13 protein-coding genes are annotated in these 13,710 nt (G+C 75.2%); 12 read left to right on the top strand and 1 reads right to left on the bottom strand.

Annotated features, from left to right (window positions below; genetic code table 11):
* The first annotated feature begins 73 nt into the window (after nt 1-73).
* The 12 genes from ACQ5SO_RS14265 (at nt 74) to ACQ5SO_RS14210 (ending at nt 12,816) form a co-directional block, all read left to right on the top strand.
* The gene (locus tag ACQ5SO_RS14265) at nt 74-364 is read left to right on the top strand and encodes an SCP2 sterol-binding domain-containing protein (protein WP_430942285.1); all 291 of its coding nucleotides are present in this window, start codon (nt 74-76) and stop codon (nt 362-364) included.
* Nucleotides 365-681: 317 nt separating this feature from the next.
* Entirely contained in the window at nt 682-1,908 is a 1,227-nt protein-coding gene (locus tag ACQ5SO_RS14260; protein WP_430942284.1) for an alpha/beta fold hydrolase, read from the top strand.
* 126 nt (nt 1,909-2,034) lie between these two features.
* Nucleotides 2,035-2,730, top strand: a complete 696-nt coding sequence (locus ACQ5SO_RS14255) for an orotate phosphoribosyltransferase (protein WP_430942283.1) — start codon at nt 2,035-2,037, stop codon at nt 2,728-2,730.
* 362 nt (nt 2,731-3,092) lie between these two features.
* A complete protein-coding gene (locus ACQ5SO_RS14250) occupies nt 3,093-3,506 on the top strand; it encodes an MAPEG family protein (protein ID WP_430942282.1) in 414 nt (137 codons plus the stop codon).
* Entirely contained in the window at nt 3,506-4,867 is a 1,362-nt protein-coding gene (locus tag ACQ5SO_RS14245; protein ID WP_430942281.1) for a TldD/PmbA family protein, read from the top strand. The genes ACQ5SO_RS14250 and ACQ5SO_RS14245 overlap by 1 nt, the downstream gene beginning before the upstream one ends.
* A 4-nt stretch (nt 4,868-4,871) precedes the next feature.
* On the top strand, nt 4,872-5,687 hold the full coding sequence (locus ACQ5SO_RS14240; protein ID WP_430942280.1) for a 3'(2'),5'-bisphosphate nucleotidase CysQ: 816 nt from the start codon (nt 4,872-4,874) through the stop codon (nt 5,685-5,687).
* A 448-nt stretch (nt 5,688-6,135) separates the two neighbouring features.
* A complete protein-coding gene (locus ACQ5SO_RS14235; protein WP_430942279.1) occupies nt 6,136-6,378 on the top strand; it encodes a DUF4170 domain-containing protein in 243 nt (80 codons plus the stop codon).
* 29 nt (nt 6,379-6,407) lie between these two features.
* Nucleotides 6,408-7,226: a lysophospholipid acyltransferase family protein gene (locus ACQ5SO_RS14230; protein ID WP_430942278.1), complete on the top strand. Its 819-nt coding sequence runs from the start codon at nt 6,408-6,410 to the stop codon at nt 7,224-7,226.
* On the top strand, nt 7,223-8,512 hold the full coding sequence (locus tag ACQ5SO_RS14225) for a 3-deoxy-D-manno-octulosonic acid transferase (protein WP_430942277.1): 1,290 nt from the start codon (nt 7,223-7,225) through the stop codon (nt 8,510-8,512). The genes ACQ5SO_RS14230 and ACQ5SO_RS14225 overlap by 4 nt, the downstream gene beginning before the upstream one ends.
* Entirely contained in the window at nt 8,509-9,522 is a 1,014-nt protein-coding gene (gene lpxK, locus ACQ5SO_RS14220) for a tetraacyldisaccharide 4'-kinase (protein WP_430942276.1), read from the top strand. Before ACQ5SO_RS14225 ends, lpxK begins: the two co-directional genes overlap by 4 nt.
* Nucleotides 9,523-9,835: 313 nt before the next feature.
* Nucleotides 9,836-11,923 carry a 4Fe-4S binding protein gene (locus tag ACQ5SO_RS14215; protein WP_430942275.1) on the top strand — a complete coding sequence of 696 codons (2,088 nt, stop codon included), beginning with the start codon at nt 9,836-9,838 and terminating at the stop codon, nt 11,921-11,923.
* Nucleotides 11,920-12,816 carry an FAD:protein FMN transferase gene (locus ACQ5SO_RS14210; RefSeq protein ID WP_430942274.1) on the top strand — a complete coding sequence of 299 codons (897 nt, stop codon included), beginning with the start codon at nt 11,920-11,922 and terminating at the stop codon, nt 12,814-12,816. The genes ACQ5SO_RS14215 and ACQ5SO_RS14210 overlap by 4 nt, the downstream gene beginning before the upstream one ends.
* Before the next feature lie 34 nt (nt 12,817-12,850).
* Here ACQ5SO_RS14210 and ACQ5SO_RS14205 read toward each other — a convergent pair whose 3' ends face one another.
* Entirely contained in the window at nt 12,851-13,543 is a 693-nt protein-coding gene (locus tag ACQ5SO_RS14205; RefSeq protein WP_430942273.1) for a hypothetical protein, read from the bottom strand.
* Nucleotides 13,544-13,710: the final 167 nt, after the last annotated feature.

The following is a 13,710-nucleotide window of genomic DNA, read 5'->3' as shown; positions in this document are numbered from 1 at the left end:
GGACGCGATTGCGAACTGCCGGACGTCCTGTCCGGCGCGCGATCCCGTGATGACTTTCGGGAGAGATGCCCAAATGAGCGAGAAGCTTGAGGCCGCGGCGGCGAAGCTGCGCGAACAGCTGGACGGGGCCGACCTGGCCGGGACGCTGAAATTCGAGGTGACGGATCTCGGCGCCATCCGCGTCGAGGACGGGGCGGTGACGCTTGACGATTCGGAGGCGGATTGCACCATCAGCGCCGACGAGGACACGTTCACCGCGATGATGGAGGGCGATCTGGACCCGACCTCGGCCTTCATGACCGGCAAGCTGAAGATCGACGGCGACATGTCGATCGCCATGGGCCTGGCGTCCTCGCTGGGCTGAGGGGCCGACATCCGCGCCGCCGTCCCGGCCCCGCCGGGCGCGGGCGGCGGCGCGGGCCGCCCCGGGCGTTCCGGGGCCGTGATGCGCGCCCCGCCCCGGCCCGGCGGGGCGCGTTCGATTCGGGGGGCGGCGGGCGGCGCCTGCGCCCCCGCCCGGCGCCGCGGCGCCCGCGGGCCCGGGCGGGCCAGGCCCCCCGCGGCGCCCCGTCGCGGGCGGGGGCGCGCCGCGGCCCGACCCGAGCCGCTAGACTGCCCGCCATGGGAGACGCCGAAGCCACGCGGCCCGGGCCAGCGGCCCGCGCCGACAGGAGAGCCGACATGTCCGATCCCGCCCCCGCCCCCGCGAAGTCCGCGCCCGAGACCGGGGCCGGGCCCGAGGCCGACGCCGAGGCCGCCGCGCCGCGCGGACCCGGACCCGACGACGCGCCCGACGACGCGCTCGCCGCCCCCGCGCAGCCGCCCGAGGCCGCGGCCCTCTCGCTCAGCGCCGCCGCGCCGCCGCGGGGCCAGCTCGTGCCCGTGGAGGACGGCGCGCTCCCCGGCCCCACGCCCCCGGTCTACGCCGCCCTCGCCTTCACCGGCCCCAGGCCCGCCGCGCCGCTGCACCGGGCCTGGCTGCGCTCGGGCGGAGGCGCGGCGGGGGGCGCGGCCGACGGCCCGCCCCGCCGCCTGCGCGCCGCGATCTGGCCCGCCCAGGTCTGGGAGGGGAAGCCGCGCGGCACGATCCTGCTGTTCCCCGGCCGCACGGAATACATCGAGAAATACCTGCGGGTGATCGCCCGCTTCACCGCCATGGGCTTCTGGGTCGCGACGCTGGACTGGCGGGGGCAGGGCCTCTCGACCCGCAGCCACGGCCCGCGCCTCGGCCATGTCGACAGCTTCGACGAATTCCAGGACGACGTCGCCGCCCTGCTGGCCTGGGCGCCGGTGCAGGACCTGCCGGGGCCGCGCATCCTCGTCGCCCACTCCATGGGCGGCGCCATCGGCCTGCGCGCCATGCTCGACGGGCGGCTGTCGGTCGAGGGCGCGATCTTCTCCGCCCCGTTCTGGGGCATGCCCGTCGACGGCGCCGCGGGGTTCTTCGCCCGGGGCTTCGCGCTCGGGGCCATGGCGCTGGGCCTGGCGCATCGCGAGGTGTCGATGAGCGACGGGCCGAACGGGACCTATGTCCTCGACAATGATTTCGAGGGCAACGCCTTCACCGAGGACCCCGAGCATTACGCCTGGATGCGCCGCCAAGCCGAGGCGCGGCCCGAGCTGACGCTGGGCGCGCCCTCGGTCGGCTTCATCTCGGCCGCCTTCGACGAGCTGCGCGAGCTGCGCGGCCGCCCCTCGCCCGACATCCCGATGCTGGCCTTCGTCGGCTCGGGCGAGCGGGTGGTGTCGGCGGACGCGATCCGGTCGCGGATGCGCGCGGCCCCGCGCGGGCGCCTCGCGCGTATCGAGGGCGCCCGGCACGAGGGGTTCATGGAGAGCCCCGCGCGCGGCCCCGGCGCCGCGATCTGGCGCGCCATCGCCCGGTTCCTGCACGACGAGGGGTTCTAGCAGCCTGCCCGCCGCCGCCCGCCGCCGCCTGCGCCCCTCCGGCCTCTTGGCGCGGGGCCGCGGATCGTCTATCGCGTGACCCGCCCGCCAACCCGCCCCAGCCCGCCGACGCGAAGGACGACGCCGATGTTCCCCACCGCCTACACCGCGCCCGAGACCGCCGCCGAGATCACCGCCAAGTCGCTGATCGAGATCGGCGCCGTCCATTTCCGCGCCGACCCGCCCTTCACGCTGACCTCGGGCCTCGTCTCGCCGGTCTATATCGACTGCCGCAAGCTCATCTCCTACCCGCGCATCCGCGCCGCCCTGATGGACTTCGCCGTGCAGCAGGTCACCCGCAACGCGGGGCTGGAGCGGTTCGACGCCGTCGCCGGCGGCGAGACCGCGGGCATCCCCTTCGCCGCCTGGATCGCCGAGCGCATGGGCCTGCCGATGCTCTACGTGCGCAAGAAGCCCAAGGGCTTCGGGCGCGACGCGCAGATCGAGGGGGACCTGAAGGAAGGCGCCCGCGTGCTGCTGGTCGAGGACCTGACCACCGAGGGCGGCTCCAAGGTCAAGTTCGCCGAAGCCATCCGCACCGCGGGGGGCGAGTGCTCGCACACCCTCGTGGTGTTCTTCTACGACGCCTTCAAGGGCACGCGCGAGCGCCTGGCCGGCCACGGGCTCGAGCTGCACGCGCTGGCCACCTGGGCCGACGTGCTGCCCCATGCCCGCGCCTCGGGCCTGTTCGAGGGCGCGGTGCTGGACGAGGTGGAGAAGTTCCTCGAGGACCCGCTGGCCTGGTCGGGCGCGCACGGGGGAATCGCGGAACTGGCGGACTGATCCGCCCGTTTCCGCCTCCACGGACCGGGAACGCCGCGTCCGCCAGGCGGACGGGGCGCCGGCCGCCTGGCAGCCCGGTTCGCGCATATGGCGAAAGCTGTGCAATCATTGCGACAGTGCCGGTAAAAAAACCCGCCCCGTTTCCGAACCGGGCGGGGTTTTCTATTTTCGACTCTCGCGACGCCGCTTCAGGTGTGGTTAACCGTTGTAAGCGATGCAGGGCGGCCCGTGACCCGCGCTGCAACCCTCCGTTGCGGGTGGACGGATCCCGGTCGGCGCCCCGCACGCGCCGGGCCGGGCCCCGCGCGTTTCGGAGGTGGGGCGCCCCCGCCCCGCGACAGGACTGACCGGAGGCCGAACCAATGCTGGCATCCCTGACCCCGGCCCTCGCGGCCGCGGCGCTCTATGCCGGGCTCTGCACCCTGCTGGTGATGGCGCTCGCCATCCGCGTGGTGCGCCTGCGCCGGGCGCTGGGCGTGAGCCTTGGCGATGGCGGGCAGGACCCGCTGAACCGCGCGGTGCGCGCCCATGGAAACGCGGTGGAGACGATCCCCCTCACCCTCGGGCTGATCACGCTGGCCGCGCTGGCGGGTGCGCCCGCGGTGGCGATCCACGCGCTGGGCCTGCTGCTGCTGGTCGGGCGGGCGCTGCACGCGCTGTGCTTCATGAAGGACGCGATGCCGCTGAACCTGCGCGTGGCGGGCATGGCCTGCACCTTCGCCGCGCAGGGCGTGGCGGCGCTGGGGCTGATCGCCCACGGGCTGGGGGCGCTCTGATGGCGAAACCGAACCTCCAGGACGTCGCCGCCCAGCTTCTGGACCTGGCGAAATCCGCCGGGGCCGACGCCGCCGACGTGGTCGTCGCCGCGGGCGAAAGCCTCTCGGCCGAGACCCGGGACGGGCGGCTGGAACATGCCGAGCGCGCCGAGGGCGTGGATGCCGGCCTGCGGGTGCTGATCGGCAAGCGCCAGGCCTGCGTCAGCGCCTCGGACCTGCGCGCGCCGACCCTGCGCGCCCTCGCCGAACGCGCCGTGGCGATGGCGAAGGCCGCGCCCGAGGACCCGTGGTGCGGCCTTGCCGATCCCGAGCAGCTCTGCCCGGCGGACCTGCGGGACGCCGCCGCGCTGGAGCTCGACGACCCCGACGGCCCCCCGTCCCCCGCCGCGCTCGAGGCCGCGTCGCTCGCCGCCGAGGCCGCCGCCGCGGCGGTCGAGGGCGTGAGCCGCATGGACGGCGCCGGCGCCTCCTGGTCGCGCAACGAGCTGTTCCTCGCCGCGACCAACGGGTTTTCCGGCGGCTACGCGCGCGCCCATGCCACCACCTATGCCTCGGCCATCGCCGGCGAGGGGCTGGAGATGGAGCGCGACCACGCCGCCGAGACCCGCCGCGCCTTCGCCGCGCTGCCGGACCCCGAGGGGATCGGGACGCGGGCCGGGCGCCGGGCCGTCGCGCGGATGTCGCCGCGGCGCGCGCCGACGGGCGCCGTGCCGGTGCTGTTCGACCAGCGGGTCTCGACCTCCTTGCTGCATCACCTCGTGGGGGCGGCCAACGGCGCGGCGGTGGCCCGCGGCGCCTCCTGGCTGTCGGAAAAGCTCGGGGAAGCGGTGCTGCCCGCGGGCTTCACGCTGATCGAGGAACCGGACCGCGTCCGCGGCCCCTCCTCGCGCCCCTTCGACGCCGAGGGGCTGCGCGCCGCGCGGCGCGAGATCGTGACGGACGGGGTGCTGAACGGCTGGACGCTGGACCTCGCCTCGGCCCGCAAGCTGGGGATGCAGAGCACCGGCAATGCCGGGCGCGGCATGGCCTCGCCGCCCTCGCCCGCCACCACCAACCTGCGCCTCGCCGCGCCGGTGGCGGCGGCGCGGGACGCGATGGCGGCGCGCATGGGCCGGGGTCTGATCGTCACCTCGCTGATGGGCGCCTCGATCAACGGCACCACCGGGGACTATTCCCGCGGCGCCTCGGGCTTCTGGGTCGAGGATGGCGCGGTGGTCTACCCGGTGAACGAGCTGACCATCGCCGGCAACCTGCACCGGATGCTGGCGGCGCTGGAGGCGGCTGACGACCCGAACCCCGAGCTGGGCGTGATCGCGCCGAGCCTGCTGGTGGCCGAGGGTCTGACGGTCGCCGGGGTCTGACCGCGTGGCCGGTTCCGCGCCCGCGCCGGGCGCCTCCCCCTGGGCCGAAGACCTCGCCCTTCTGCGCGCCGCCGCCGAGGCGGCGGGCGAGATCGCGCTGCGCCATTTCCGCGCCGATCCGAAAAGCTGGGACAAGGAGGGCGGGCTGGGCCCGGTCTCCGAGGCCGATCTCGAGGTCGACGAGATGCTGCACGCCCGCCTGCTGGCCGCGCGGCCCGACCATGGCTGGCTGTCGGAGGAGACCGAGGACGACCCGAAGCGCCTGTCGCATGAGCGGGTCTTCATCGTCGATCCGATCGACGGCACCCGCGCCTTCATCGCGGGCGAGGCCGGGTTCTCGCACGCGCTGGCCCTGTCGGTGGACGGGAAGATCCGCGCCGCCGTGGTGCATCTTCCCGCGCGGGAGGAGACGTACTGGGCGGTCGAGGGCGGGGGCGCGTTCCTCAACGGCGCGCGCATCGCGCCCTCGGCCGCGACGGACCCGGACGCGGCGCAGGCGCTGATCTCCGGCCCGCACCTGAAGGCCGAGCATTGGCCGGGCGGGGCGCCGCGGATCAAGCCGAACTTCCGGCCCTCGCTGGCCTGGCGGCTCTGCCTGGTGGCCAAGGGGCGGTTCGACGCGATGGTGACCTTCCGGCCCGCCTGGGAATGGGACGTGGCCGCGGGCGACCTGATCGCGACCGAGGCGGGCGCGGTGGTGCGCGACCGCGACGGGCGCCCGGCGCGCTACAATGCCGAGCATCCGCGGGTCCACGGCATGGTCGCCGCCGCCCCGGGCCTGATCGGGCCGCTGCTGGCGCGGATGGGCGCCGCGGGCTGAGGGGCGCCCATCCGCGCCGCCCCCTGATTTGCGCGCCTGCCGCGCCGTCCCTGGTATTGCGCGCCTGCCGCGCGCGGTGCGGCGCGGACGGCCGAGCGGGGGCTCCATGCCCCCCGAGGACGGCCGCTCCCCGGGAAAGGCGCCCCTCCCCGGGGCGTCCGCCGGCTCAGGGGGGCAAGCCCCCCGTTCGCCGTCGGAGGCGGCGTGCCGCCGCCGGGCGCGCCGATCCGGGCCGCGCCGCGAACGGCGCCGCGAACGCCGCCGCCGACCCGCCATCAACGTGAATTGCGTACAGCTGTATGCAAAGGGCGCGCGCGCCGCATTGACCGCCCGCCCGGCCCAAGGTACGCCCTTGCTCCACCACGGCCCGGCGCCGCGCGCCGACGCCCGTTCCCGACCGGCGCGCCCCTCCCCGGCGCGCGCGGCCCGAGCCCGGAGGACCGACCCCATGCCCCAGCGCCTGCACCTCGTCTTCGGCGGCGAGCTCGTCGACCCCCAGAAAACCACCTTCGCGGACGTCGACAAGATCGACATCGTCGGCATGTTCCCCGACTACGCCAGCGCCTATGACGCCTGGAAGGCCGCCGCGCAGCGGACCGTGGACGACGCTCACATGCGCTATTTCATCGCCCATATCCACCGCCTGCGGGACGAGGAGCAGGAAGTCTCCCCGACCGAGGAGCTGGGCTGACCGCCCGTCCGGGCGGCGCCGCCTGACCCATGGCCGACATCCTGCGCGCCATCCGATCCAACCCCCTGCTGCGCGGCCTGGCCGCGCGGCTCGGGGCGGGGTATATCCGCCTCGTGCACCGGACCGTGCGCTGGACCATCCTCGGCCCCGAGGCGGAGGACGCCGTCCGCCACGGCCCCGACAACGTGATCCTCGGCATCTGGCACGGCCGCCTTCTGGCCGTCCCCGCGCTGATGACCAGGCAGCTCGAGGTTCACGCCATCATCTCGGCCAACCGCGACGGCGAGCTGATCGCCGCCGCGGTCAAGCGCTTCGGGATCGACGTGATCCGCGGCTCTTCCGCCGACCGGCGCAAGCCGGACAAGGACAAGCAGGGGCGCGAGGCGCTGGAAGCGGCGCTGGAGAAGCTCAAGGGCGACCGGCGCGTCATCGTCGCGCTGACCCCCGACGGGCCGCGCGGCCCGCGGATGCGCTGCCAGCCGGGCATCGCGCTGCTGTCCGCGCGCACCGGCAAGACCGTCTATCCCTGGGCCTATGCCACCCGCCGCGCGAAGGTGCTGCGCAGCTGGGACCGCTTCATGCTGCCGCTTCCGTTCGACCGCGGCGTGATCCTGTTCGGCCGCCCGGTCCCGGCCCCGACCTCGGACGACCCGGCCACGATCGAGGAGCACCGGCTGCGGATCGAGGCGGCGATGCTCGAGGCCGCGCACCGCGTCGACACCTTCCTCGGCCGCGATCCCATCGTCCCGGATGACCGCCCGGGGGTGACGGGCGGGGGCCTTGCGCCCTGGCCGCCGGCGCCCGAGGCAGAGCCGGAGCGCCCCGAGGCGGAGCGCGCCGGGTCTTGAGCGCCGCGCTCTCCCTCTACCGCGCCCTCTCCGCCGTGGCGGAGCCGCTGGGCCGCGCCCTCCTCTCCCGCCGCGCCGCGCGCGGGAAGGAGGACCCGGCGCGCATCGGCGAACGGCTCGGCCATGCCGGGGCGCCGCGCCCGGACGGCAAGCTGGTCTGGCTCCACGGCGCCTCGGTGGGCGAGGCGCTGTCGCTGCTGACGCTGGTCGAGGCGCTGCGCGCGGCGCGGCCCGACCTGAACATCCTGATGACCACCGGGACCGTCACCTCGGCGGGGCTGATGGCGGCGCGGCTGCCGAAGGGGGCCATCCACCAATACGTGCCCCTCGACGTGGCCCCCGCCGCGCGGCGGTTCCTCGACCACTGGCATCCCGACCTCGCCATCTGGGCGGAATCCGAGCTCTGGCCCTTCCTGGTGTCCGAGACCCGCGCCCGCGGCATCCCCATGGCGCTGGTGAACGCGCGCATGTCGAAGGGCTCGGCCCGCAACTGGTCCCGCTTCGCGCCGGGCATGGCGCGGGCGCTGCTCGGGGCCTTCGACGCGGTCGGCGCGCAGGACGCCGAGATCGCCGCGCGGCTCGCGGGCCTCGGCGCGAAGGCCGAGGTGACCGGCACCCTCAAGGGCGGCGTCGCGCCGCCGGACCTTCCCGGCCCCCGCGCCGCGCTGGCCGAGGCCGCCGCCGGACGCCCCCTCTGGCTCGCCGCCTCGACCCATCCGGGGGAGGAGGCGCTGGCGGCGGAGGCCCATGTCCGCGCCGCCGCCGCGATCCCGGGCCTGCTGACCCTCATCGCCCCGCGCCACCCCGAACGGGGGCCGGAGATCCTCGAGGCCCTGCGCGCCCGCGGCCTGCGCGCCTCGCGCCGGGGCGCCGAACATGCGCTGCCCGGAGCCGGGGACGCGGTGCATGTCCTCGACACCCTGGGCGAGATGGGCGCCTGGCTGCGCCTCGCCCCCGTCGCCTTCATCGGCGGCTCCCTGTCCGAGACCGGCGGGCATAACCCGCATGAGCCCGCCGCGATCGGGGCCGCGATCCTGCACGGGCCGCACGTGGCCAATTTCGCCCCCGACTATGCCGCGCTCACCGCGGCGGGCGGGGCGGTGGAGGTCCGCTCCTCCGCCGCCCTCGCCGATGCGGTGATCCGCCTGCTTGGGGATGCGCCCGCCCGCGCCGCACTGGCCGACGCCGCCCGGTCCGCGCTGCCCGACGGGCGGGGCGCGCGGGCGGCGACCATGGCGCTGCTGGCGCCGCTGCTGCCGCCGCCGTCGCAGGAGGGCGCGCCATGATGCTCCGCGCCCCGCGCTTCTGGTCCCGCAAGCCGGGGCTGCTGGCGCGCCTGCTCTCGCCCCTCGGGGCCCTCTACGCCGCCGCCACCGCGCGCAGGGTGGCGCGGGCGCCGGACTGGACCGCGCCGGTCCCGGTGATCTGCATCGGCAACCTGTCCGCCGGGGGAACCGGCAAGACCCCCGTCGCCATCGCCGTGTTGCAGGAGCTGTCGGAGATGGGCGTCGCCGCCCATTGCGTCACCCGCGGCCATGGCGGCACGGCCTCGAAGGGCGCGCCGCACCGGGTGCAGCTGTCGGACGATCCGAAGGTGACGGGGGACGAGGCGCAGCTGATCGCCGCCTTCGCGCCGACCTGGGTCTGCGCCGACCGCGCCGCCGGGGCGAAGGCCGCCGTCGCGGCGGGGGCGCAGGCCATCGTGCTCGACGACGGGTTCCAGAACCCCGGGCTGGCCAAGAACCTGTCGCTGCTGGTGGTGGACGCCGAGGCGGGGTTCGGCAACGGCATGTGCATCCCCGCGGGACCCTTGCGCGAACCCGTCCCCGCGGGCCTTGCGCGCGCGGACGCGGCGGTGATCCTCGGGCCCGAAGCCGCCCGCGCGCAGGTCCTGGCCGACTGGCCCGCCCTCGCCGCCCTGCCGCGGCTCGAAGGGCAGGTGCAGCCGCGCCCCATCGGCATCGACTGGCGCGGCCAGCGGGTCGTCGCCTTCGCCGGCATCGGCCGCCCCGAGAAGTTCTTCGCCACGCTGCGCGGCCTCGGCGTCGACCTGCGCGCCGCGCACCCGTTCCCGGACCACGCCCCCTTCACCCCGCGCGCCCTGCGCCGCCTGATCCAGGAGGCCGCGGCCGAGCAGGCGATGCTGGTGACCACCGAGAAGGACGCCGTCCGCCTGCCGCCCGATTTCCGCGGCCGCGCCATGCCCCTGCCGGTCCATGCCGCCTGGGCGGGGGAGGGCGCCGCCGCCCTGCGCGCCCTGCTGGCGGCGCCCCTCGGGCAAACGCCCAAGGATTGAGCGGTTTCACGCGGAAATCGACTGTTTGATCCAAATTTCACGCTCGGACACATTTCCGCCACCATTGGGCCATCTCGCGGCCCGACCCGTGGGGGAGTTTCAATCCTGTCCTTCGGGTCATTTTCATCTATTTACACTGACTTTTCGGGGTGCGACGGCGTTTTTTGCCGTAGATCGCACCCCGAGCTCTTTTTGGGGCAGATTGGTTCCTTCGCCGCAATTCGCGCCAATCCGCCCCGCGGCGCCCCACACGCGCCCGCCCCCAACCAAAGTCCTATTCCCGCGCCGCCCGCCGCCGGGCAGCGTCCTCGCCATGAAATGGCGTACCGCATTCCTCTCCGCGCTCCTGGCCGCGACCGGGGCCGCCGCGCAGGCGGCCGAGCTCCTCACCCCCGAGGAGCTGGCCGCGCGCATCGAGCCGCCCTACCAGTTGGGCGAACAGGTCTCGGACAAGGGCGTCTGGACGCTGGTCAATCTCGACGGCGCGGATGCGGGCCACGTGTTCCAGACCGCGCCGCTGGCGCCGCTGCCGGGCTTCTCGGGCGCGCCCATCGACATGCTGGTGGAGATCGACGCCGAGGGGCGCTTCATCGAGGTCGAGCTGATCGCGCATAACGAGCCGATCTTCGTCTCGGGCCTCGGTTCCGCCCCGTTGCACGAATTCCTGCGCCAGTACCGGGGCCTGTCGATCTCGGACCAGATCACCGTCGGCGTGCCGTACGGGGCGGCCGGGGGCGGGGGCGACGGGATCGCGCTGGATGGCGTGACCAAGGCCACCGCCTCGGTGCGGATCGCGCATGAGAGCATCCTCGCCGCCGCCTTCAAGGTGGTGCGCGACGGCCCGGCGGGGGGCGGCGCCGCGCCGCCGCGGCCCGACCCTGCGATGATGCCGGAGCTGTCCTGGGACGACCTCTTCGCCCGCGGCCTCGCGCATCGGCGCCTCGTGACCAATGCCGAGGCTGACGCGGCGTTCGCGGGCACGCTGTGGGAAGATGACGACCCCGAGGCGAAGGCCGACCCGGGGGGCGCGTATCTCGACCTCGTGGTCGTGGATCTCGGCCCGCCCGCCGCCGCCCGCGCGGCGCTGTCCCCGGACGCCTTCGCCGAGCTGCAGGAGTTCCTGTCGATCAAGCCCTTCAACGCGCCGATCCTGGTGATGGATTACGGCCGCCACGGGCTGGTGGCGGAGGATTTCGTGCGCAACACCGCGCCTGCGCTGCTGTCCGCGCGGCAGGACGGGCTGCCCATCGCGCTGCGCGACGCCGACCTGCTGGGGGGGCTGAACGACGCGGTCCCCGAGCCGGGGGCGTTCATGATCCTGCGCGCCGACACCCGGCTTGGCTTCGACGCGACGCGGGCGTGGGAGATCACGGTGCGGGCGCTGCGCGAACATGGCTCCTTCATGCCGCAGGTGGGGCACGCGGATTTCTCGGCCGAGATCCGCTCGGCGCCCGAGTTCTACATCGCCCCGCCGCCGCCGCCCGAACCGATGCCGATCTGGGTCGAGGCGGCGCTGGCGCGGGGGGCGGACCTGGCCGTCGCCGCCGGGATGCTGGTGCTGCTGGGCGCCGCGCTGGCGCTGCGCCAGTCGCGGATGGCGGGGCTGAAGCGGTTCACCGCGCTGCGCCTCGGCGTGCTCGGCTTCGTCATCGTCTTCGTCGGCTGGTGGGGGCAGGGGCAGCTCTCGATCGTCACGCCGCTGGCGGTGATGCGCACGGGTGTCGAGGGGGGCAGCTTCGCGTTCCTGCTCTACGACCCGTTCAGCCTGGTGATCTGGGGCGGCGCCATCATCGGCCTGGTGATGTGGGGGCGGGGCTTCTTCTGCGGCTGGCTCTGCCCGTACGGCGCGATGCAGGAATACGCGCACCATGCGGGGCGGCTGGCGGGGGTGAAGCAGCGCAAGGTCTCCGCCGCCTGGGACCGGCGGCTGAAGAAGGTGAAATACGGCGTGCTGGCGGCGCTGGCCGTGGCCACGCTGGTCTCGCCCGCCGCCACCGACGCGATGGTCGAGGTCGAGCCCTTCAAGACCGCCGTCACCACCTGGTTCATCCGCGACATTCCCTACGTGGTCTATGCCGGGTTCTGGCTGGTCCTCGGGATGACGCTGTTCAAGGGCTTCTGCCGCTATGTCTGCCCGCTGGGCGCGCTGCTGGCGCTGGGCGACGCACTGCGCATCCGCGCCTGGATCCCGCGGCGCGAGGCCTGCGGCTCCCCGTGCCGGCTGTGCGAGGCGCGCTGCCGCTACCAGGCCATCGAGCGGTCGGGGAAGATCCAGTATGACGAGTGCTTCCAGTGCCTCGACTGCGTGACCATCCATGACGACCGCGCGCAATGCGTGCCGCTGATCCTCGCCGCCCGCAAGGCGCAGGCGGCGCGGGCGAAGCAGGAGGAGATGGCATGACGGGCCTTCTGACCCGTCGCCGGTTCATCGCCCTCAGCGCCTGCGCGGCAGGCGTCGGGCTGGCCGCGCGCGCGCCGCAGGTGGAGTGGCGGGGCAGGGCGCTCGGGGCCGAGGCGTCGATCACCCTGCGCGGCGCGGGGGCGGAGCCCGCGCTCTCCGCCGCCCTTGACGCGATCCGGCGGGTCGAGGCCGCGGCCTCGCTGTTCGATCCCGCCTCGGCGTTGGTGCGGCTGAACGCGGCGGGGCGGCTGGATGCGCCCCCGGCCGAGCTGCTGGCGCTGCTGGAGGCGGCGGGGCGGGTCCACGCGCTTTCGGGCGGCGCCTTCGACCCCAGCGTGCAGCCGGTCTGGCGCCTGCTGGCCGAGAGCCGCGGCGCGCCGGGGCCTGGGGCATTGGCGCAGGCCCGCGCGCTGGTCGGCTGGGACGGGGTGCGCGTCGACCCGGGGGCCGTCGCCTTCGACCGGCCGGGCATGGCGCTTACGCTTAATGGCATCGCCCAGGGCTTCGCCACCGACCGCGCCGCGGCGGCGCTGGCCGCGCACGGGTTCGACCGCGCGCTGGTCAATGTCGGGGAGTACCGGGCGCTGGGCGGCGGCTGGCGGCTCGGCTCGGGCTTCGGCACGCTGGGGCTGGCGGCGGGCGAGGCGGCGGCCACCAGCGCCCCCGGCGCGCTGCTCCTGGGGCAGGGCGGGCACATCCTCGCCCCGGGCGGCGCAGCGGCGGAGGGGTTCGAGACGGTGACGGTGCGCGCGCCCTCGGCGACGCTGGCCGACGGCCTCTCCACCGCGCTCTGCGCCGCGGGGCCGGGGCGGGCGGCCGGGATCATCGCGCGCGCCCCGGGCGCCCGGATGCTGGCGCGGCTGGCGGACGGGCGCGAGATGCGGCTGGGCTGAGCGCGGGCGCGGCGGCGGGCGGCGCAGGCCCGGCCTAGCCCTTGCGGCGCGACGCGAACCAGCCGAAGGCCGCCAGCGGCGCCGCCATCAGCAGCAGCGCGGGCGGAACCGGGATGACGGAGAGCGTCTTCTCCTCGGTCAGGGTTTCCGTCGCCTCCGGCGGCTTCTGCGGCGGGGGCTCGCGGTCCGGCCGCTCCCGGTCGGGCCGGGGCGACGGGCTTCCGCCGCCGCCGCCTCCACCGCCGCCCCCGCCCCCGCGCACGAAGACCGGACCCCCGGGCGGCAGGGCGCCCCGCGGCGCATCCAGCCCCGGCACGGTCTGCCCGCGATCCACCGCTTCCTGGCGCTTCTCGACGCAGATCGCGGCCATCCGCTTGCGCAGCGCCGCGATCCGGTCCTCGGGGATCAGCAGCCCGAGCCCCTCCTGGTCGGTGCAGTCGCCCTTGTTGGGGTTGCACAGGTTCAGCTTGCGGGACTTGGCGCAGATCGCGGGCCGCTCGCCGTTCCAGACCGAGAGCTGCTGCGCGGGCACGGTCCAGCGCACCTCGGGCGCCTCGACCTCGATCCCGCCGCAGACAGGGTTCAGCTCGCCCGGTTCGGCGAAGCGGCAATCCTGCCCGCCGCACCACTCGGCCGGAAAATCTTCATGGGCCGCCGCGGCGCCCGCCGCCAGCATCGACGCCCCGGCGAGCCGCCAGGCGCCGCCGCCCCTCTTTCGCATACGCATCCCGCTTCTCCGCAACACCGCACGACCGGAGGTGTGAAGGAGAAACGTTCCCGAAAACTGATCGGTTTCGCGTGTTAACGCTGATTCCATGCAAAACCCCCCGCCGTTCCCGGCGGGGGGCCTCATCTTCACCGTCTCGCGCCGTTTCAGGCGGCGCCCGCGACCGC

Origin of the sequence: Rhodovulum sp. DZ06, from assembly GCF_050586345.1 — a bacterium.
Lineage (GTDB): Bacteria > Pseudomonadota > Alphaproteobacteria > Rhodobacterales > Rhodobacteraceae > JBOCEF01.
Note: the sequence above shows the minus strand (reverse complement) of the source record. Positions and strands in the feature narration are given on the sequence as shown.